Source organism: Streptomyces sp. NPDC048504 (assembly GCF_043200035.1).
Lineage (GTDB): Bacteria > Actinomycetota > Actinomycetes > Streptomycetales > Streptomycetaceae > Streptomyces.
Genome location: NZ_JBICXA010000026.1, coordinates 61,444 through 78,138 on the forward strand (window position 1 = coordinate 61,444; position 16,695 = coordinate 78,138).

Here is a 16,695-nt window from a genome sequence, read left to right on the forward strand (position 1 = left end):
TCGACCTCGCCCTCATCGCCGCCCGCCCCCGCCTCGTACCGCCGCGGCCTTCGGTCACTCCCTGTCGGCGAAGACTCTCGTGTCGAGGCGGTCGAGGCGGTCGAGGAGGTCCGCGCGGGGGATCCCGCCGGACAGCACCGCCACCGGGACCACTCCGTCCCGTACGGCGGCCTTCATGTCCCAGGCCGTGTCACCGACGAACACGGCCCGTTCGCTCGCAACGCCCGCGAGTTACCTGGCCTGTCGGACGGGGTCGGGGCGGGTTTGCCGGGTGTGTGTGGGGTGGTGCGGGACGGCTTCCTGCCCCGTCACCGCTTGCTGCTGAGCCGCAGATCGACCTCCTTCCCCTGGGCGCCCGACGCCGCGCCCCAGTGGTCCACGGCGAACGAGGTGCTCAGGGCTTCGAACAGCTGGTCCACGGCGACGCAGCCGCCCTGCAGCGTGGCGGAGACCGAGCCCTCCAGGGGGGTCGGACCGGTCGGGATCCATTCCTGCGTCGGCTCGAACTCCGCACTCCACACAGCGGAGTTGTCGCCCGGCTGTTCCTGGGGCGCGTCGTCGGAGGGCCGGTCGGTGGGGAACGCGGTCCGCAGGACGCCGAAGACGGTCGCGGCCGGCTCGCGCTGCTCGTCGGCGTCGGCCTGCTGATCGGGCAGATCCCTCGGCTTCGGTTTCGGCCCTCCTGTGGTTCCGCGGGCTTCCGGGCGGCTCTCGCTCACGGCGTTCTCGCTTCCTCGCGCAGGGTAGGAGTCAGACGCGGGTGCCCGGACCGCCGACGACAAATCCGGCCTCGGCACCCCTGACCTGGGGGCCGGGCCGTGCGGACGTCCAGGGCAGCGGTGGGACTGCCCGGGCACGGCGAAAGGCGGGCGCCGGCAGAACGCCGGTACCCGCCCCTGTGCGCTGTGGGACCGTCAGGCTCGGTGGTCTCCGTAGTAGCCGCCGACCTGCTCGTGGTAGCCGGGGTCACCGATGTGCTTGTCCTTGTCGAACTCCGGGGAGTTCTTGATCTCTTCCTTCGTGCGGCCGACGTGGATCGTCCGGTCCGCGACGTCGATGGACGAGATGACACCAGCGGGGAGCAGAACCTGCTTGCCGAAGATCCACACTCCGGTGTCGACGACGATGTACGCGGCTCCGACGTCCTCGGAGTGCTTGTCGACCTTGCCGATCGAGCCGTCGCTCGCCTCGACCTTGAATCCGGTCAGGTCCGTACCCGTCTGGTGGCCCGACTCTGCCGGGTAACCCCACATGTTGTTGTCCGTCATGCAAAACCTCCCCTTGTAGTGCCTTGTAGTGCGTGAATACCGAGAAAGCCCGTCCGGTATTTCGGTGGGCGTCCCTCGGCAGGTCGAGTGCCCGTCGTTTTCGGTCCCACACAATTTGAAATGTCGACTACGCGTCAGGCGCAACAAAAAATCAGTGCGAGGAGAAGTACAAGAATCAACGCAGCCATGTCGATTCCTGTCATGTCGATTCATGTCGATTCCCTTTTGGAAAGCCGTAGTACCCGTCTTACCGAATGGCATACGGGCGTTTTCCGGTCTCCTTGTCACGGCATGTCGTCGACCGTCCTGGCCGAGACCTTCCGCCGGGTCGACGCGGCCGGTCCGCATGAGACGGGGCGGCCGGGTTACCCGTGGGGCGTGCTGAGAACCGGAATGATCGCCGTGGTCGTGGGCGCCGCCCTCGCAGCCGTGGGCGGGGCTCTGGCCGTGTCGCCCTGGTGGTGGACGGTCGCCGTGCCGCTGGCCGCGCTCGGCGCGCTCGGTGTGTGGGATCTGATCCAGCGGCGGCACTCGGTGCTGCGCAACTACCCGGTGATCGGGCACGCCCGTTTCCTGCTGGAGCGCATCCGCCCCGAGCTGCAGCAGTACTTCGTAGAGCGGAACTTCGACGGACGCCCCTTCGACCGGGACATCCGCAGCATCGTCTACGAACGGGCCAAGGGCACCGCGGCCGAGGAGCCGTTCGGCACCGAACGCGACGTGTACCAGGCGGGCTACGAGTACCTGGTCCCCTCGATGGCTCCGCGCCCCGTGCCGGAACACCCTCCGCGCGTACGCATCGGCGGCCCGGACTGCACCCGGCCGTACGACATGGCCCTGCTGAACGTGTCCGCGATGAGCTTCGGCTCGCTGTCGGCGAACGCCGTACTCGCGCTCAACAAGGGAGCTGCGGCAGGCGGTTTCGCGCACGACACCGGTGAGGGCGGGCTCTCGGAGTATCACCTGCGTCCGGGCGGTGACCTGGTCTGGGAGATAGGCACCGGCTACTTCGGCTGCCGGACCCGGGACGGTGACTTCGATCCCGGGGAGTTCGCCGAGAAGGCGTCGGCCGAGAGCGTCAGGTGTGTGTCGCTCAAGCTGTCGCAGGGCGCCAAACCCGGTATCGGCGGTGTGCTGCCCGGCGCCAAGGTGAACGCCGAGATCGCCCGGGTGCGGGACGTCCCCCAGGGGCAGACGGTCATCTCACCGCCGTATCACCGGGTGTTCTCCACGCCCCGCGAACTGGTCCGTTTCATCGCGCGGATGCGGGAGCTGTCCGGCGGCAAGCCGGCCGGTTTCAAGCTGTGCCCCGGGTCGCGCCGGCAGTTCCTCGCCGTGTGCAAGGCCATGATCGAGGAGGGCATCACGCCCGACTTCGTCATCGTCGACGGCGCGGAGGGCGGCACCGGTGCCGCCCCGCTCGAATTCGCCGACCACGTCGGCACACCGCTCACCGAAGGCCTGACCACCGTCCACAACGCCCTGGTCGGCGCTGGCCTGCGGGACCGGATCCGGATCGGCGCCAGCGGCAAGATCGCCACCGGCACGGACCTCGTCAAACGCCTGATCCAGGGCGCCGACTACGGCAACGCGGCCCGCGCCATGATGTTCGCGGTCGGCTGCATCCAGGCCCAGCGCTGCCACACCAACACCTGCCCCGTCGGCGTCACCACCCAGGACCCGCGCCGAGCCCGCGCACTCGACGTCGACGACAAGGCCGCACGTGTGCGGCGCCTCCAGGAGGCCACCGTCGGCAGCGCCCTGCAGATCATGGCCTCCATGGGAGTCACCGACCCCGCACAGCTCCGGCCGCACATGCTCCGCCGTCGCATCGACCCGCAGACCGTCCGTTCCTACGACGTCCTCTACGACTGGCTCTCCCCCGGCCAGCTGCTGGTCGAGCCCCCGCCCGACTGGGCGGCCGACTGGAAGGCCGCCGACCCGGACCGCTTCACCATCTGACCCGCGCTCAGTTCACGATCCGCCCTGGCGGAATCCGTGGCACGAACCGTCGCCCGCGTCATCGTGGCCCCCCTGAGCGAACTCGGCGTCCGCCAGGTGTTCGGCGTGGTGGGAGACGCGCTCAACCCCCTCACCGACACCCTCCGCACCACCGACGACGCAGAGTGGGTCGGCTGCCGTCACGAGGAGGCCGCCGCCCCGAGTTCGGTACGGTCCTGGACAACCCCGACTTCGCCGCCGTCGCCACCGCCATGGGCATCACCGGCATCCGCGTCACCGACCCGGACGAGATCGCCGTACCCGCCATGTGTGGGCGGCGGCGCTGATCGTCACCGCCGTACTGGGCGCCGTCACCGCGCTGATGGCGGCTCTCGGCAAGCAGCAGATCGGCAAGGCGTCCCCGCCGACGCCGGAACAGACCATCGACAGCGTCAAGGCCGACGTGGCCGAAATCAAGGAGAGGGCACAGCGATGACCGAGGACAAGCCGCACACGGGTGATGGTGCAACACCCTCCACGAAGGGACTGCGTGAGCAGGTCGAGGCGACGCGCGAGGAACTCGGCGAGACCGTGGAGGCGCTCGCGGCGAAGGCCGACGTCAAGGCCCGCGCCCAGGAGAAGACGGACACCGTCAAGCGACAGGTCGAGGAGAAGACGACACAGGCCAAGGCCCAACTGCGGGACACGACGTCAAGCGTGGTTCATGCGGTGCAGGACAGGACCCCGGAGCCGGTGCGGGCCAAGGCCGCCACGGCCACGGAGCAGGTCCGCGACAAGGCAGCTCATGCCGGTCGGCTCGCCTGGGAGAACACCCCTGAGCCGATACGCGACAGGACCGGCCAGAGCCTGAAGGCGGCACGGGCCAACCGCGCCCCGCTGCTCGCCGCGGCCGGCGCGTTCATCGCGCTGCTGCTCATCCGCCGCTCCAGGAAGCACCGATGAAAGCGAGCGAGATCGCTTACCAACCACTCGGCCTGGCCATGGGCGCCCTGAGCGGCATGCTGGCCGGCGCGGCGTTCAAGCAGGTCTGGAGACGGCTCGGCCATGACGGGGACACCCCCAACGCCACCGACGAGCACCGCACCTGGCCCGAGGTCCTGTCGGCGGCCGCCTTGCAAGGAGCGATCTTCGCCGGTGTCAAAGCCGCCGTCGACCGCGGCGGCGCCACCGCCACCCGTCGGCTGACCGGCACGTGGCCCGGCTGATCACTCCTGTCGGCGTCCCCCACAAGCCGAACCCGGGCGGACGCCGACAGGCGGCCGACTTTCGGCAGGAAGACACCTCCCACCTCCTCCAGCGGCCGTCCGTCGTGCCCGGCCAGCGGTTGCCAGACCCCTCCCGCCTTCGGACAAACGGAGGCCGACGCGCTTGCCTGGAGGAAACAGCTGTCTGAAGCTCCGTGCCGTGTTCGGGCGGGTTCCTGGGCGATCGCCTGGCGCCTTCGGCCATGTGATGTCCGAAGGCGATCAGGCCACCGTCCAGCCGGTCGGCCGCCCAGTCGCGCCAGACGCTCCGTACGTCGCCGTAGAGGTCTGTCATGTCGTCTCGGGTGGCCCACAGCGCCTGCACCCCAAAGCCGGAGGCCAGCGGTGACAAGGGCCCCTGCATGACGCTATCGGGCGACGTAACCGCCGTCGACGGGGAGGGCGACGCCCACGACGAAACTCGCTACCGGGCTGCACAGCCACAGGACCGCCTGGGCGATCTCCTCAGCCGTACCGAGGCCATTGATGGGCTGGTTGGCCTCGGCCTCGGCGCGGTCCAGTTCCCCCTTGGCCATCATGTCGCTGACCATCGGGGTGTCGATCGTGCCGGGGCAGACGGCGTTGATACGGATGCCGCGTGGAGCGTATTCGAAAGCGGCGCTGGTGGTCGGGCCGATCACGCCGTGCTTGGAGGCATGGCAGGAGGCACAACGACCCCGCGGTGCTCCAGCACCAGGACCACCTCGCGCTGCGCCTGGCCCTCATCGCCAACAAACGCGCCACCGTCGTACGGCTGCGAGACGAGCGCCGGATCGACGACACCGTACTGCGCCGCCTGCAGGCCACCCTCGACAGCGAAGAGGTGCGCCTGTCGGGAGGCGCGGCAGTCGAATGACTCATCCCTGAGGAAGGGCTTCCATGAAGGCCATAGGTCCCATGGAGGCCATAGGACTGACCGCATTCGGCGGACCCGACGTACTGCGCGTCCTGGACCTGCTGGAACTCCCCATGGGCACCACCGTGGCGGTCACCGGAGCGGCCGGCGCGGTCGACGGCTACGCCGTCCAGCCGGCCAAGGCGGACGGGTTCCGGGTAATCGCCGACGCGGCACCGAAGGACCAGCACCTGGTGAAGGAGCTGGGGGCCGACGTGGTTCTGCTGCGAGGTACCGATTTCCCCGAACTGGTGCGCAAGGAGATACCCGCCGGAGTCGACGGCCTCGTCGACACCGCGGGCATCACCGCCCTCGCCATCCGCGCAGTGCGCGACGGCGGCCGGATGGCATCGTCGGTCGGCGGCGTCCAGGTGCCCGGTGAACGCGGCATCCAGACCCGGAACGCGTTCGTGCCGCAGTACGCACGCGAGCACGGCAAGCTCGACCGCCTGCGCGAACTGACGGAGAAGGGCGGCCTCACCCCTCGGGTCGCGCGGCCCTGCCGGCCGAGCAAGCCCCCGAAGCGCACCGACTGCTGGAGGCAAGCGGCCTCCGGGGACGAGTGCTGCTGACTTTCTGAGTATCCGATCGGGGACAGCAGCGGACTGCGTCCACGTCGGCAGCAGAGGTCACCGGCGTCCGAAGCAGGAGCCAGAGTCACATGTCGGAACCACCTGGACGACTGCGCGAACCGCCCGCTCCGGACCTCACCGACCGCCCCGTGACCCAAGTGGTCCCCAAGAATGATCAAGGGGCCGCTTCGGATCTCCTCCGAAACAGCCCCTGACCTGCGACTTCGAAAAGTCGGGACGACAGGATTTGAACCTGCGACCCCTTGACCCCCAGTCAAGTGCGCTACCAAGCTGCGCCACGTCCCGCTGCCCGTCTGACCTGGGGTTTCCCCCGGTTGAGCACGCATGGAAACAATACCGCACTCGCATCGATGATCGCGCACGCCTTTTTTCGGGGCCTGGGGTCGCTTCCTGCCGACTCCACCCGCGCCGCTTGACCTGAAGTTTGGTCGAGGTTGCACGATCGTCCGCATGACGACGACCACCACGGAAAACAGCCGCCCGTACACGCACGGCGACCTGTCCCGGCTCATGGGGCTGATGACCGGTGACGAGAAGCACGGCCCGGCGGCGACCTCGACGCTGGACGTGCTGTGGGTGCTCTACGACCGGGTGCTACGGGTCGGCCCGGAGCGGGTGAACGACCCCGAGCGGGACCGGTTCCTGCTGTCCAAGGGGCACGGGCCCATGGCGTACTACGCCGTGCTGGCCGCCAAGGGATTCGTACCGGTGGACTGGCTCCCGGACTTCGGCTCCTACGACTCGCCGCTCGGGCACCATCCCGACCGGGTGCTGGTGCTGGGCGCGGAGATCGGCAGCGGGTCGCTGGGGCACGGGCTGCCGATCGCCGTCGGGACTGCACTCGGGCTGCGTGCCCAGGGGCGTACCGAACCGCGGGTCTGGGTGCTGGTCGGGGACGCCGAACTGGACGAGGGCAGCAACCACGAGGCCATCGCCTTCGCCGGGCCCGCCGGACTGGACCGGCTGCACACCGTCGTCGTCGACAACTCCTCCGCGAGCCACGCCCGGCCCGGCGGTATCGCCGCCCGCTTCGAGGCCGCGGGCTGGTCCGCGGTGACGGTCGACGGCCGTGACCACGAAGCGCTGTACGCCGCCTTCACCGCGCCGCACCCCGGCCGGCCGCATGTGGTCGTGGCCCGGGTGGAGCCGAAGTCCGCCTGATCGTCCCTCCCCATCCCCAGCGCATCGAGAAAGGCTCTCCATGGACACCATGCGTGACCGTTTCACCCCGGTCGTCTCCCGGCTGCTCGACGAGGACCCGCGGGTCGTGGTCGTGCTCGCCGAGATCGGCAAGGACGGCTTCGCGGACGCCCGGCTCCGGCACCCCGACCGGGTGATCAACGTCGGCATCCGCGAGCAGCTCCTCGTCGGGGCGGGCGCGGGACTCGCCCTGACCGGGATGCGCCCGGTCGTGCACACCTTCGCGAGCTTCCTCGTCGAGCGGCCCTTCGAGCAGGTCAAGCTGGACCTCGGGCACCAGGACGTCGGCGCGGTCCTGGTGAGCGCGGCGGCCTCCTTCGACTGGCCGGCCGGCGGGTTCACGCACATGGCTCCGGGCGACGTGGCCCTCCTCGACACCCTGGACGGCTGGACCGTGCACGTGCCGGGCCACCCGGACGAGGCCGAGACCCTGCTACGGCACGCGGTCGCCGCGGGCGACGACAAGGTGTACGTACGGCTGTCCGTCCAGTCGAACCCGGAGGCCCTCCCGGTCGACGGCGCCCACTTCCTCACCGTCCGCCAGGGCCGCTCCGGTGCGGTCGTCGCCGTCGGACCGATGCTCGACACCGTCCTCACCGCGACGGAGGGCCTCGACGTCACCGTCCTGTACGCCACGACCGTCCGGCCCTTCGACGCGGACGCGTTGCGCGCCGCCACGCGCGATACCGGGACGGACGTCGTCCTCGTCGAGCCGTATCTGGCGGGCACCTCGACAGCAGCCGCGAACGACGCACTCGCCGACGTGCCCCACCGCGTACTCGGCCTGGGCGTCGGCCGGGCCGAACTCCGGCGCTACGGCACCGTCGCCGAACACCTCACCGCCCACGGCCTCGACGCGCGGACGCTCCGCGAGCGGATCGGCGGCTTTGTGGGAGGAGGGGGCGGGCGGGCGGCGGCGCGGGGCTGAGGCTGCGCCGTACGACAACGCCCGCACCATCACGCGCAGCCACGCACACCCACCATGCTCGTCGCCGTCAACTCTCTTGCGGACACGCCCGTTCACGTATCGCCGCGTCGCTCGGGGCACTCGCCCCAGTCGGGCCGACCGGTATCGCGTCGGCCCGTACCAGCCCGCGTATGGCAGGCACCAGAAGCAGCGAGATCGGCACCACGAAGCTCATCGCGCCCGCGACGAGGAGAACGTGGTCGGCGCCGAGGGCCGCGGCAGCGGGGCCCGCCAAGGCCTGGCCGACGGGCATCATCGCGAGGGAGCCCGCCACGTCGTACGCGTGGATGCGGTTGAGGACGTCCGGCGGGACCTGGGTCTGGACACTGGTCGCCCACATCACGCCCCAGAAGGACATCCCCACCCCGGCGACAGCGGCGCCGGCCGCCATGGCCGGTACGCCGAGTCCCGCCCCGACGGTCGCCGGGAAGCCGGCGAAGGCGAAGAGGGCGATCGCACCGGCGCGCAGCATACGGCGGGGGCGCAGCCGCAGGGCCAGCAGTCCGCCTACGACGGTGCCCGCGCCGAGGGCCGAGTTGACCAGGCCGTAGGCGCGTGGGCCGTGCTGTTGCACCACGTCGGTCGCCACCAGCGGAACGGTCGGGCCCCATACGGCGATCATGTAGAAGCACCACACGGCGATGACTCCCCAGAGCCACGTGCGTGATCTGAACTCCCGCCATCCCTCGGCCAGATCGGCCTTGAAGGCGCCCGACCCGTGCCCCGGCTCGCGGCTTCCCGGTGCGAGCGGGGGCAGCCGGAGCAGCAGGAGGCAGAGGGCGCTCACCGCGTAGGTGGCGGCGTGGGCCGCGAACACTCCGCCGGGCGAGGTGAATCCGACGAGCAGGCCCGCCACGGCCGGGCCCGCGAGTTGGGCGGCGGACTCGGCGATGCGTATCGCGCCGTTCGCGCCCTGGATGTCGGAGGCGAGTCTCGGCACCGTGCTCGCCACGCCGGGCTGGAACACCGCGCCCGCCACGCCGTTGACGAAGCCGATCGCGCAGATCTCCCAGAGCACGACATGGCCGGTGAAGAAGAGCGCTGCGGCGAGGGACTGGGTGCCGAGGCGCACCAGGTCGGCGCCGATCATCAGCTTGCGGGTGCTGAACCGGTCCGCGATCACCCCGCCGAAGACCACAAGTCCCGCGAAGGCGGCGGCCGTAGAGGCCATGGCGAGGCCTACCGCGCCCGCGCCGTATCCGTGTTCCAGTAGGCCGGCGGCGAGGGCCACGGGCAGCATGGTGTCGCCGAGGCGGGCGATGGCGCGGGCCACGAAGAACAACGCGAAGTCCCTTGACCAGACGGGGCGTTCACCGCCTCCGCCGCCCCGCTTCACCACCCCGGCAACAGTACCGGCACCCCCTTCCGCACCCCTTCCGGCAACGATGTCATCGCCGTCGCCATCGGCTCCGCCCGACTCCGTCTCCGGCCCGCTTCCCGTCCCGGTCGTCATCCCCCACCGCTCCCTCCCCCGGCCGCCGCCCCCGAAGCGCCCCGCCGGTGCTCGCGAAATCCCGCTCAGGTGGGAGCCGGGTCCCCCTCCGTCCCGGGTCCCACTCCCGCTTCCGGATGATGCCACGCGGCACTGACAACGCCCGAGGGAATTTCAGTCGCCGGACCCGGACGGGAGGCCCAACTCGGGGTAGGCGTCCAGGAGTCGGGGCGGGGCCGCCTGGCGCCAGGAGTCGGCGAGGATGTCACGGAGTTCGTCCTCGCTGTCCAGCGCGGAGAGGCGGGCCCGGACCCAGGCGAAGCCCGCCTCGTGGTCGGCGATCCAGAACTTCTCCGGTTCGGCCAGGACCAGTTCGTCGCGCTCCTCCTTGGGGCAGCGCACCGCGATGGAGGTCTCCTCCTCGGGCACGGTGACGAACATCTTTCCGGCGACCCGGAAGGTGGGCATGTTCCAGGCGATCTTCTCCGTCGTGTCCGGGAGGGAGAGGGCGATACGGCGTACGTCTTCGGCATCCGGCATGACTCGCAAGATAGCGGCTGACACTGACAATCACCTGGTGGGAGTGCCCGCCCCCAAGTCCGCCTCCCTATCCCACCCGACGTCCGCTCCGCCTCCCTTTTCCTCTCCCACACGCTTGTAGTACAGCGTCGTCGGCCGCAAGACCCCGGCCGGACTCGCCGCGTAGTTCGGGATCACGCCGGCCCGGGTCCAGCCGGCCGAGCGGTACAGGTGCTCGGCGGGGCTGTCGGTCTCGGTATCGAGGTGGAGGAGCGTGATGCCGGCGGCGACGGCCGCGTCCTCGGCGACGGTCAGGAGCCGGCGGCCGAGCCCCGATCCCCTGGCCTCCCGGTGCACCATCAGCTTGACCAACTCGGCGCGGTGGCGGCTGTTGGGCTTGTCGGGGAAGGCCAGGCTCACCGTGCCGACGACCCGGTCACCGCTCAGCGCCACCCACACGGCGAGCTGCCCGGCGGCCACACCGTCGGCACGCTCCCGCCACCAGTCGACGGCAGCCGCCCGGCCGAGCGGAGCGAGGAATCCGATCGAGGCGCCGTCGTCCACGGCGTCGACCAGCAGGTCTGCCAACTCACCTGCGGAGGCACGCAGTTGAGGCGCGCCCAGACCCCGCACCGTCACCGTCGTCTTCCCCTTCACGGCAACACCACCGCCAGTACGTAGCGCACGTCGTCAGGCCCCGAGCACCGGAACCGCGTCGGTCCCCACACCCGCAGCCGCAGACAGTCACCGGCGTCCAGATGGTGCTCGGTGTCCTGGGCCGTCACGTCGAGGGCGCCCTCCAGGACCCAGATGTGCTGTTCCAGGCCGGGCACGGGCGGCCGGCCGTAGGCGAGGTCGGCGCCCGGCCGGAGCCGCCCCTCGACTAGTTCGCCGCGCAGCCCGGTGTGCGGGGGTGACACGGATCGTCGTACGAAACCGGAGGCGCGGTCCTCCCACACCGGTTGCTCGGCGGCGCGGACCAGCAGGGCGGGTTCGGCCTCCACCTCGCTGAGGAGTTGGGACATCGTCCGGCCGTAGACACCGCACAGGCGGTTGAGGAGGGAGGCGGTGGGGCTGATCTCGGCGCGTTCGGCACGGGACAGGGTCGAGCGGCTCACCCCGCTCCGCTCCGCCAACTCGCCCAGGGACCAGCCGTGTTCGGTCCGCAGTTCGGCGAGCCGGGCGCCGAGTCGGACGTCCACGGGGTCGAGAGTCGTCACCGTTTCCTCGGATCTCATATCCGGGACGATATCCCGCATATGAGACGACGAGGTTACGTCCGGGCCACTTCTTCCAACGCGTCCAGGACCGGGCGGATCAGCGGGTGCTCCTCCGTGCCGCGTCGTACGGCGGCGAAGACCCGGCGGGTCGGGGCCACCCCGTCGACAGGCCGGACGACGACTCCGGTCAGGTCCATGCCGCGGAGCGCCGAGCGGGGGATGAGGGCCACGCCCGCGTCGGCCGATGCCAGGGCGACCACGGCACGGAAGTCGTCCGAGGAGTGTTCGAGGCGGGGCTGGAATCCGGCGTTCTCGCAGGCCAGGACGACGACCTCGTGGCAGGGGTTGCCGGGGTAGGGGCCGATCCACGGGTCCTTGGCCAGTTCGGCGAGGGGGACCTCGTCGGCGTCGGCGAGGCGGTGGGTGACCGGGACGACCGCGTCGAACGGCTCGGCGTAGAGCGGGAGATGGGTCAGGCGCGGGTCGTCGGCGGGCGGGGCCCCGCGGTACTCGACGGCGACCGCGACATCCACCTGCCGGTCCAGCACCATCGGCAGACTGGCGTCGCCCTCGGCGTCCTGGACGCGGATGCGGATACCGGGCGCGAGGCGGGCGAGCCGGGTCACCGCGGGCGCCACCACCTGCGCGATGCCGGTCGCGAACGCGGCGACGGTGACCGTGCCGGCCGCACCCGAGCTGTACGCGGCCAGCTCCGCCTCGGCCCGCTCCAGCTGGGCCAGGACCACATTGGTATGGCTGAGCAGGATCTCACCCGCCGGGGTCAGCCGCACGCCCTTGGCACCCCGCTCGACCAGCCGGTGCCCGGTCTCCTGCTCCAGGGCGGCCAACTGCTGCGACACCGCCGAGGGCGTGAGATACAGCGCGGCGGCCGCCGCCGTCACGGTGCGGTGGTCTGCCACCGCACGGAGGATATGGAGCCGCCGCGCTTCGATCATGAGACCGATTATCGCAATATGTCCGAGGGGCCGGACGAACGCGGGACAGTCCTGGGTCCGGGGCGGGGTCGAGGCCTGGGGCCCGGTCGGGATCGGGGGTGATGTCTGGGCCCGGTCCGGGTCGGGATCGAGGTCGGGGGCTCAGACCGGGCCCGGGTCAGGTCCGGGTCCTGGTCTGGGTCAGGTCCGGGGCCAGGGCCCGGGTCCGGGGCCGGGTCGGGGCCGGCGTCAGGTCCGGGGCCAGGGCCGGGTCGGGGCCCGGGTCAGGTCAGGTCGGGGGCTCAGTCCGGGTCTGGGTCAGATCCGGGTCCGGGTCCGGGTCCGGGTCAGGGCCAGGTCTGGGTCTGGGTCAGGTCTGGGTCGGGTCCCGGGCTCAGTCCGGGTCTGGGTCAGGTCAGGTCCGGGGCCAGGTCGGGGTCAGGGCCGGGTCGGGGTCAGGGCCGGGTCGGGGTCAGGGCAGATCCGGGTCCGGGTCAGGCCGATCGGGTCAGCCCACCGGCTCCGCCCTCAACCTCAGCCTCCGCCCCGCAGCTCTCCAACTCCGCCCACCGGCTCAGCCGTCCGCATCCGCTCTCCGCCTCAGTCCCCCCGGCCCCGCCCTCGGCCTCCGCCCTCCAGCCCCGCCTTCCGCCCCTGGCTGCCAGCCCCGCTCTCGGCCTCAGCTCTCCGCCACGGCCCTCCACCTCGGCCCGCCAGCCGCACCCTCGGCCCCTCAGAGCCCTTCCGCTCCGCTCCAGCCTCGGGCCTCCCCCACGGCACTCAACGTCAGCCTGCCGACTCCACGCTCCGGCCTGAGCCCAGCTCCGACCCCGGACTCAGCCCTCCACCCCGGACCTCCATCTCAGCCCGCGAGCCCCGTCTTCAACCTCAGCCGCCCCCCGCTCAGCCCTCCAGCTCAGCCCGCGCAGCGACAAACGCGTCCACCGCCCGATGCACATCCTCCGTCGAGTGCGCGGCGGACAACTGGACCCGAATCCGGGCCTGTCCCTGCGGTACCACCGGATACGAGAAGCCGATCACATACACGCCCCGCTCCAGCAACAGCTCCGCCATACGCCCCGCCACCCCCGCGTCGCCGATCATCACGGGTGCGATCGCATGGTCACCGGGAAGGATGTCAAACCCCTCCTCGGTCATCCTCCGGCGGAACAACGCGGTGTTCTCTGCGAGTTGGACGCGCAGGCCGTCCGCGGACTCCAGCAGGTCGAGCACCTTGAGCGACGCTGCCGCGATCACGGGGGCCAGGGTGTTCGAGAAGAGGTACGGCCGGGAGCGCTGGCGGAGCAGGGCGACGATCTCGGCGCGGGCGGCGACGTACCCGCCGGAGGCACCCCCCAGGGCCTTGCCGAGCGTGCCGGTGATGATGTCGACGCGGTCCATGACGCCGTGCAGTTCGGGGGTGCCGCGGCCGCCGGGTCCGACGAAGCCGACGGCGTGGGAGTCGTCGACCATGACCATCGCGTCGTAGCGGTCGGCGAGGTCGCAGATCTCGTGGAGGGGTGCGACGTAGCCGTCCATGGAGAAGACGCCGTCGGTGACGATCAGCTTCCTGCGCGCACCCGACGCCTCCTTCAACTGCCGTTCCAGATCGGCCATGTCACGGTTGGCGTAGCGCAGGCGGCGGGCCTTGGAGAGGCGGATGCCGTCGATGATCGAGGCGTGGTTGAGGGCGTCGGAGATGACCGCGTCCTCCGGGCCCAACAGGGTTTCGAAGACACCGCCGTTGGCGTCGAAGCAGGAGGAGTAGAGGATCGTGTCCTCCTGGCCGAGGAACGCGGCCAGCCGGGCCTCAAGTTCCTTGTGGACCTCCTGGGTTCCGCAGATGAAGCGCACGGACGCCATGCCGTAGCCCCAGCGGTCGAGGGCCGCGTGGGCGGCGGCGACGACCTCGGGGTGGTCGGCGAGGCCGAGGTAGTTGTTGGCGCAGAAGTTGAGGACCTCTCCGGGGCGGCCGCCCGCGGTGACGTTCACGGTCGCGGACTGCGGGGAGCCGATCACGCGCTCGGGCTTGTGGAGTCCGGCTGCGCGGATCTCGTCGAGGGTGGCGCGGAGGTCGTCGCGCACGGAGTCGAACATGGGGAAAGCTCCTAAAGTTCCTTCGCCGAAAGGGAGTTGCTCGGTCCCAAAGGGAGTTACGCGGTCCAGTCCAGGATGACCTTGCCGCCCTTGCCACTCGCCGCGTCCGCGAACGCCGCCTCGAAGTCGCGGTGTCCGTACCGGCCGGTGATCACGGGCGCGAGGTCCAGGCCGCCCTCCAGCAGGACCGACATCGCGTACCACGTCTCGAACATCTCACGGCCGTAGATGCCCTTGATGGTGAGCATCGAGGTGACGACGCGGGACCAGTCGACCGGGAACTCCTGGGAGGGCAGGCCCAGCATGGCGATACGGCCGCCGTGCGTCATGTTGGCGATCATGTCGCGCATGGCCTCGGGTCGGCCGGACATCTCCAGGCCGATGTCGAAGCCCTCGCGGAGTCCCAACTCCCGCTGCCCGTCGGCGATCTGAGCGTCCGTCACATTCAGGGCGAGGCTCACACCTATCTTGCGGGCGAGGGCGAGGCGTTCCTCGCTCACATCCGTCACCACGACGTTCCGCGCACCGGCGTGCCGCGCAACTGCCGCCGCCATCAAGCCGATCGGGCCGGCTCCGGTGATCAGCACGTCCTCGCCGACCAGCGGGAACGACAGCGCGGTGTGCACGGCGTTGCCGAACGGGTCGAAGATCGCGGCGACATCGAGGTCGACGGGGACGCGGTGCACCCATACGTTGGCGGCGGGCAGCGCGACGCACTCCGCGAAGGCCCCGTCCCGTCCGACGCCGAGCCCGACCGTGGCGCGGCACAGGTGGCGGCGCCCGGCCAGGCAGTTGCGGCACTTGCCGCACACCAAGTGGCCCTCGCCGCTGACCAGTTCACCGACGGCGATGTCGGCGACGTCCCGGCCCGTCCCGACGACCTCGCCCACGAACTCGTGGCCGAGCACCAGCGGCGTACGGATCGTCTGTCGCGCCCAGCCGTCCCAGTTCCGGATGTGCAGGTCGGTGCCGCAGATCCCGGTCCGCAGGACCTTGATCAGTACGTCGCCGGGTCCGACGGCGGGCTCCGGGACGTCCGCGAGCCACAGCCCGGGCTCCGCCTTCTCCTTGACCAGCGCCTTCAACGCTACGGCTCCTGAGGGTGAGGCCCCGGGCACGTCGAACGAGCCCGTTCCGGGGGTGGGGTGGATTCTGTTAGCAATCTGCCCCACCGGAGCGCCCGGGTCCATCGAGGTTTTCTTAAGCCGTGTCGCAGCTTTCCTTCACAGCCGTCAGAGCCGCGACACCTGGTAGTGGGCGATGGACCACCCGTCCGCCACCCGCTTCACCAGCACCGCGAGCTTGACGTCGACCGGCGCCCGGTCGGTGAACGTGAACTCCGTGTCCAGATAACCGAGTACGAGGTCGTCGGCATACCGACGGGTTTCGAGGATCTCGAACTCGGCTGTCATGCCCAGGGGTTGGGAGTCGTAGTACTCGGCTATGCCCTTCCGGCCGACGCTGTAGGGATGCAGCCCCTGGAAGATCGCGTCCTCAGTGAAGAGGGACGCGACCCGTTGCGGCTCATGCGTGTCGACGGCCGCTTTCCAGGGGTCCAGGACACCGCGCAGGATGACTTCGTCGTCGTTCGTGCTGTTCATCTCCGTCGACCTTTCTCAGTGACCGGCGCTCATACCGCCGTCGACATGCAGGATCTCGCCGGTGACGAAGGGGGCGTTCTCCAAGAACACCACGGCGTCGACGATGTCGCTCACCTCGCCCATCCGGCCGACCGGATGCAGTCCGGCGAGGCCTGTGTGTGTCTCCTCCGGGTGCATCGGGGTCTTGATGGTGCCGGGCGACACGGCGTTGGCGCGGATGCCGCGGGTGGCGTACTCGATGGCGAGGGACTTGGTGGCGGACTGCAGCCCGCCCTTGGTCAGCGAGGCGAGGGCGGAGGGGACGCGGGCGTCCGCGTTGTCGACCAGGCTGGTGGTGACGTTGACGATGTGGCCGCCGCCCTGGGCGAGCATGTGCCCGATGGCCAGCTGGGTGATCCGGAAGAACCCGGTCATGTTGATGCCGAGCACGGACGCGTAGTCGTCGGCCGTGTAGTCGGTGAACGGCTTGGCGACGAAGACGCCCGCGTTGTTGACCAGCGTGTCGACGCGGCCGAACCGCTCGATCGCGGCGGCGACGACCCGCTCAGCGGTCGCCGGGTCCGCGATGTCGCCCTGGACGGTCAGCACGTCCGCGTCGTCGGCCGGGGCGATGGTCCGCGAGGTGGCGACGACGGCGTAACCGAGCTTGCGGTAGGCGTCGACGACGCCGGCTCCGATGCCCTGCGAGGCACCGGTGACGATCGCGACCTTCTGGTTCTGAGTGCTCATGACGACCTTCTCCGAAGTAGTTGCCGAGGTGCT

At 70.5% G+C, this 16,695-nt stretch carries 20 protein-coding genes, 1 tRNA gene and 4 pseudogenes; 10 read left to right on the forward strand and 15 right to left on the reverse strand.

Features of this window, described 5'->3' with window-relative positions; all coding sequences use genetic code 11:
• Window positions 1-54: 54 nt before the first annotated feature.
• The 3 genes from ACGFY9_RS45235 to ACGFY9_RS45245 form a co-directional block, all read right to left on the reverse strand.
• Window positions 55-204, reverse strand: a complete 150-nt coding sequence (locus tag ACGFY9_RS45235; RefSeq protein WP_393764425.1) for a hypothetical protein — start codon at window positions 202-204, stop codon at window positions 55-57.
• Between the two features lie 104 nt (window positions 205-308).
• A complete protein-coding gene (locus tag ACGFY9_RS45240; RefSeq protein ID WP_393764427.1) occupies window positions 309-719 on the reverse strand; it encodes a hypothetical protein in 411 nt (136 codons plus the stop codon).
• 195 nt (window positions 720-914) lie between these two features.
• The gene (locus ACGFY9_RS45245) at window positions 915-1,268 is read right to left on the reverse strand and encodes a PRC-barrel domain containing protein (protein WP_393764429.1); all 354 of its coding nucleotides are present in this window, start codon (window positions 1,266-1,268) and stop codon (window positions 915-917) included.
• Window positions 1,269-1,661: 393 nt separating this feature from the next.
• Here ACGFY9_RS45245 and ACGFY9_RS45250 point away from each other — a divergent pair, with 393 nt between their 5' ends.
• The 6 genes and pseudogenes from ACGFY9_RS45250 (at window position 1,662) to ACGFY9_RS45275 (ending at window position 4,435) form a co-directional block, all read left to right on the forward strand.
• Window positions 1,662-3,230 (forward strand): FMN-binding glutamate synthase family protein, encoded by a 1,569-nt coding sequence (locus ACGFY9_RS45250; RefSeq protein WP_393764541.1) that lies wholly within the window; start codon window positions 1,662-1,664, stop codon window positions 3,228-3,230.
• Window positions 3,231-3,266: 36 nt separating this feature from the next.
• Window positions 3,267-3,428, forward strand: a pseudogene (locus tag ACGFY9_RS45255) (thiamine pyrophosphate-binding protein); the annotation flags it as partial.
• Window positions 3,395-3,556 (forward strand): thiamine pyrophosphate-dependent enzyme, encoded by a 162-nt coding sequence (locus ACGFY9_RS45260; RefSeq protein WP_393764559.1) that lies wholly within the window; start codon window positions 3,395-3,397, stop codon window positions 3,554-3,556. The pseudogene ACGFY9_RS45255 and the gene ACGFY9_RS45260, both read left to right, overlap by 34 nt.
• Window positions 3,538-3,705 (forward strand): annotated as a pseudogene (locus ACGFY9_RS45265) (phage holin family protein); the annotation flags it as partial. The gene ACGFY9_RS45260 and the pseudogene ACGFY9_RS45265, both read left to right, overlap by 19 nt.
• On the forward strand, window positions 3,702-4,172 hold the full coding sequence (locus ACGFY9_RS45270; protein ID WP_393764543.1) for a DUF3618 domain-containing protein: 471 nt from the start codon (window positions 3,702-3,704) through the stop codon (window positions 4,170-4,172). The pseudogene ACGFY9_RS45265 and the gene ACGFY9_RS45270, both read left to right, overlap by 4 nt.
• Complete coding sequence (locus tag ACGFY9_RS45275; RefSeq protein WP_393764431.1) at window positions 4,169-4,435, forward strand: DUF4235 domain-containing protein; 267 nt, start codon at window positions 4,169-4,171, stop codon at window positions 4,433-4,435. Before ACGFY9_RS45270 ends, ACGFY9_RS45275 begins: the two co-directional genes overlap by 4 nt.
• 229 nt (window positions 4,436-4,664) lie before the next feature.
• Here the strand turns inward: ACGFY9_RS45275 and ACGFY9_RS45280 are convergent.
• Both ACGFY9_RS45280 and ACGFY9_RS45285 read right to left on the reverse strand, forming a co-directional pair.
• Window positions 4,665-4,799: pseudogene (locus ACGFY9_RS45280) on the reverse strand (alpha/beta hydrolase); the annotation flags it as partial.
• A 43-nt stretch (window positions 4,800-4,842) separates the two neighbouring features.
• Window positions 4,843-5,190, reverse strand: a pseudogene (locus tag ACGFY9_RS45285) (SDR family oxidoreductase); the annotation flags it as partial.
• On the opposite strand from ACGFY9_RS45285, the gene ACGFY9_RS45290 reads away from it, so the two are divergent.
• Both ACGFY9_RS45290 and ACGFY9_RS45295 read left to right on the forward strand, forming a co-directional pair.
• A complete protein-coding gene (locus ACGFY9_RS45290; RefSeq protein WP_393764433.1) occupies window positions 5,157-5,330 on the forward strand; it encodes a hypothetical protein in 174 nt (57 codons plus the stop codon). The pseudogene ACGFY9_RS45285 and the gene ACGFY9_RS45290 sit on opposite strands and share 34 nt — an antisense overlap.
• A 23-nt stretch (window positions 5,331-5,353) precedes the next feature.
• Window positions 5,354-5,941, forward strand: coding sequence for a zinc-binding dehydrogenase (locus ACGFY9_RS45295; protein WP_393764435.1), 588 nt, complete (start codon window positions 5,354-5,356; stop codon window positions 5,939-5,941).
• A 232-nt stretch (window positions 5,942-6,173) separates the two neighbouring features.
• On the opposite strand, the gene ACGFY9_RS45300 is transcribed toward ACGFY9_RS45295, so the two are convergent.
• A tRNA-Pro gene (locus tag ACGFY9_RS45300) sits at window positions 6,174-6,247 on the reverse strand.
• Window positions 6,248-6,412: 165 nt separating this feature from the next.
• Between ACGFY9_RS45300 and ACGFY9_RS45305 the strand changes: the two genes are divergently transcribed.
• Window positions 6,413-7,123, forward strand: a complete 711-nt coding sequence (locus ACGFY9_RS45305) for a transketolase (protein WP_393764437.1) — start codon at window positions 6,413-6,415, stop codon at window positions 7,121-7,123.
• A 40-nt stretch (window positions 7,124-7,163) separates the two neighbouring features.
• Window positions 7,164-8,090 (forward strand): transketolase family protein, encoded by a 927-nt coding sequence (locus ACGFY9_RS45310; protein WP_393764439.1) that lies wholly within the window; start codon window positions 7,164-7,166, stop codon window positions 8,088-8,090.
• A 67-nt stretch (window positions 8,091-8,157) separates the two neighbouring features.
• On the opposite strand, the gene ACGFY9_RS45315 is transcribed toward ACGFY9_RS45310, so the two are convergent.
• The 9 genes from ACGFY9_RS45315 to ACGFY9_RS45355 all read right to left on the reverse strand — a co-directional run bounded on the left by ACGFY9_RS45315 (window position 8,158) and on the right by ACGFY9_RS45355 (window position 16,662).
• Window positions 8,158-9,465: an MFS transporter gene (locus ACGFY9_RS45315; protein WP_393764545.1), complete on the reverse strand. Its 1,308-nt coding sequence runs from the start codon at window positions 9,463-9,465 to the stop codon at window positions 8,158-8,160.
• 270 nt (window positions 9,466-9,735) lie between these two features.
• Window positions 9,736-10,101 carry an MmcQ/YjbR family DNA-binding protein gene (locus tag ACGFY9_RS45320; protein WP_393764441.1) on the reverse strand — a complete coding sequence of 122 codons (366 nt, stop codon included), beginning with the start codon at window positions 10,099-10,101 and terminating at the stop codon, window positions 9,736-9,738.
• Between the two features lie 30 nt (window positions 10,102-10,131).
• Window positions 10,132-10,719: a GNAT family N-acetyltransferase gene (locus tag ACGFY9_RS45325; RefSeq protein ID WP_393764547.1), complete on the reverse strand. Its 588-nt coding sequence runs from the start codon at window positions 10,717-10,719 to the stop codon at window positions 10,132-10,134.
• A 14-nt stretch (window positions 10,720-10,733) separates the two neighbouring features.
• Complete coding sequence (locus tag ACGFY9_RS45330) at window positions 10,734-11,318, reverse strand: helix-turn-helix domain-containing protein (protein WP_393764443.1); 585 nt, start codon at window positions 11,316-11,318, stop codon at window positions 10,734-10,736.
• 35 nt (window positions 11,319-11,353) lie between these two features.
• The gene (locus tag ACGFY9_RS45335) at window positions 11,354-12,256 is read right to left on the reverse strand and encodes a LysR family transcriptional regulator (protein WP_393764445.1); all 903 of its coding nucleotides are present in this window, start codon (window positions 12,254-12,256) and stop codon (window positions 11,354-11,356) included.
• Between the two features lie 882 nt (window positions 12,257-13,138).
• The gene (locus ACGFY9_RS45340) at window positions 13,139-14,332 is read right to left on the reverse strand and encodes a glycine C-acetyltransferase (RefSeq protein WP_393764447.1); all 1,194 of its coding nucleotides are present in this window, start codon (window positions 14,330-14,332) and stop codon (window positions 13,139-13,141) included.
• Window positions 14,333-14,388: 56 nt separating this feature from the next.
• Window positions 14,389-15,417, reverse strand: coding sequence for an L-threonine 3-dehydrogenase (gene tdh, locus ACGFY9_RS45345; protein WP_393764449.1), 1,029 nt, complete (start codon window positions 15,415-15,417; stop codon window positions 14,389-14,391).
• A 147-nt stretch (window positions 15,418-15,564) separates the two neighbouring features.
• Entirely contained in the window at window positions 15,565-15,933 is a 369-nt protein-coding gene (locus ACGFY9_RS45350) for an SgcJ/EcaC family oxidoreductase (protein WP_393764451.1), read from the reverse strand.
• Between the two features lie 15 nt (window positions 15,934-15,948).
• Entirely contained in the window at window positions 15,949-16,662 is a 714-nt protein-coding gene (locus ACGFY9_RS45355) for an SDR family NAD(P)-dependent oxidoreductase (protein WP_393764453.1), read from the reverse strand.
• Window positions 16,663-16,695: the final 33 nt, after the last annotated feature.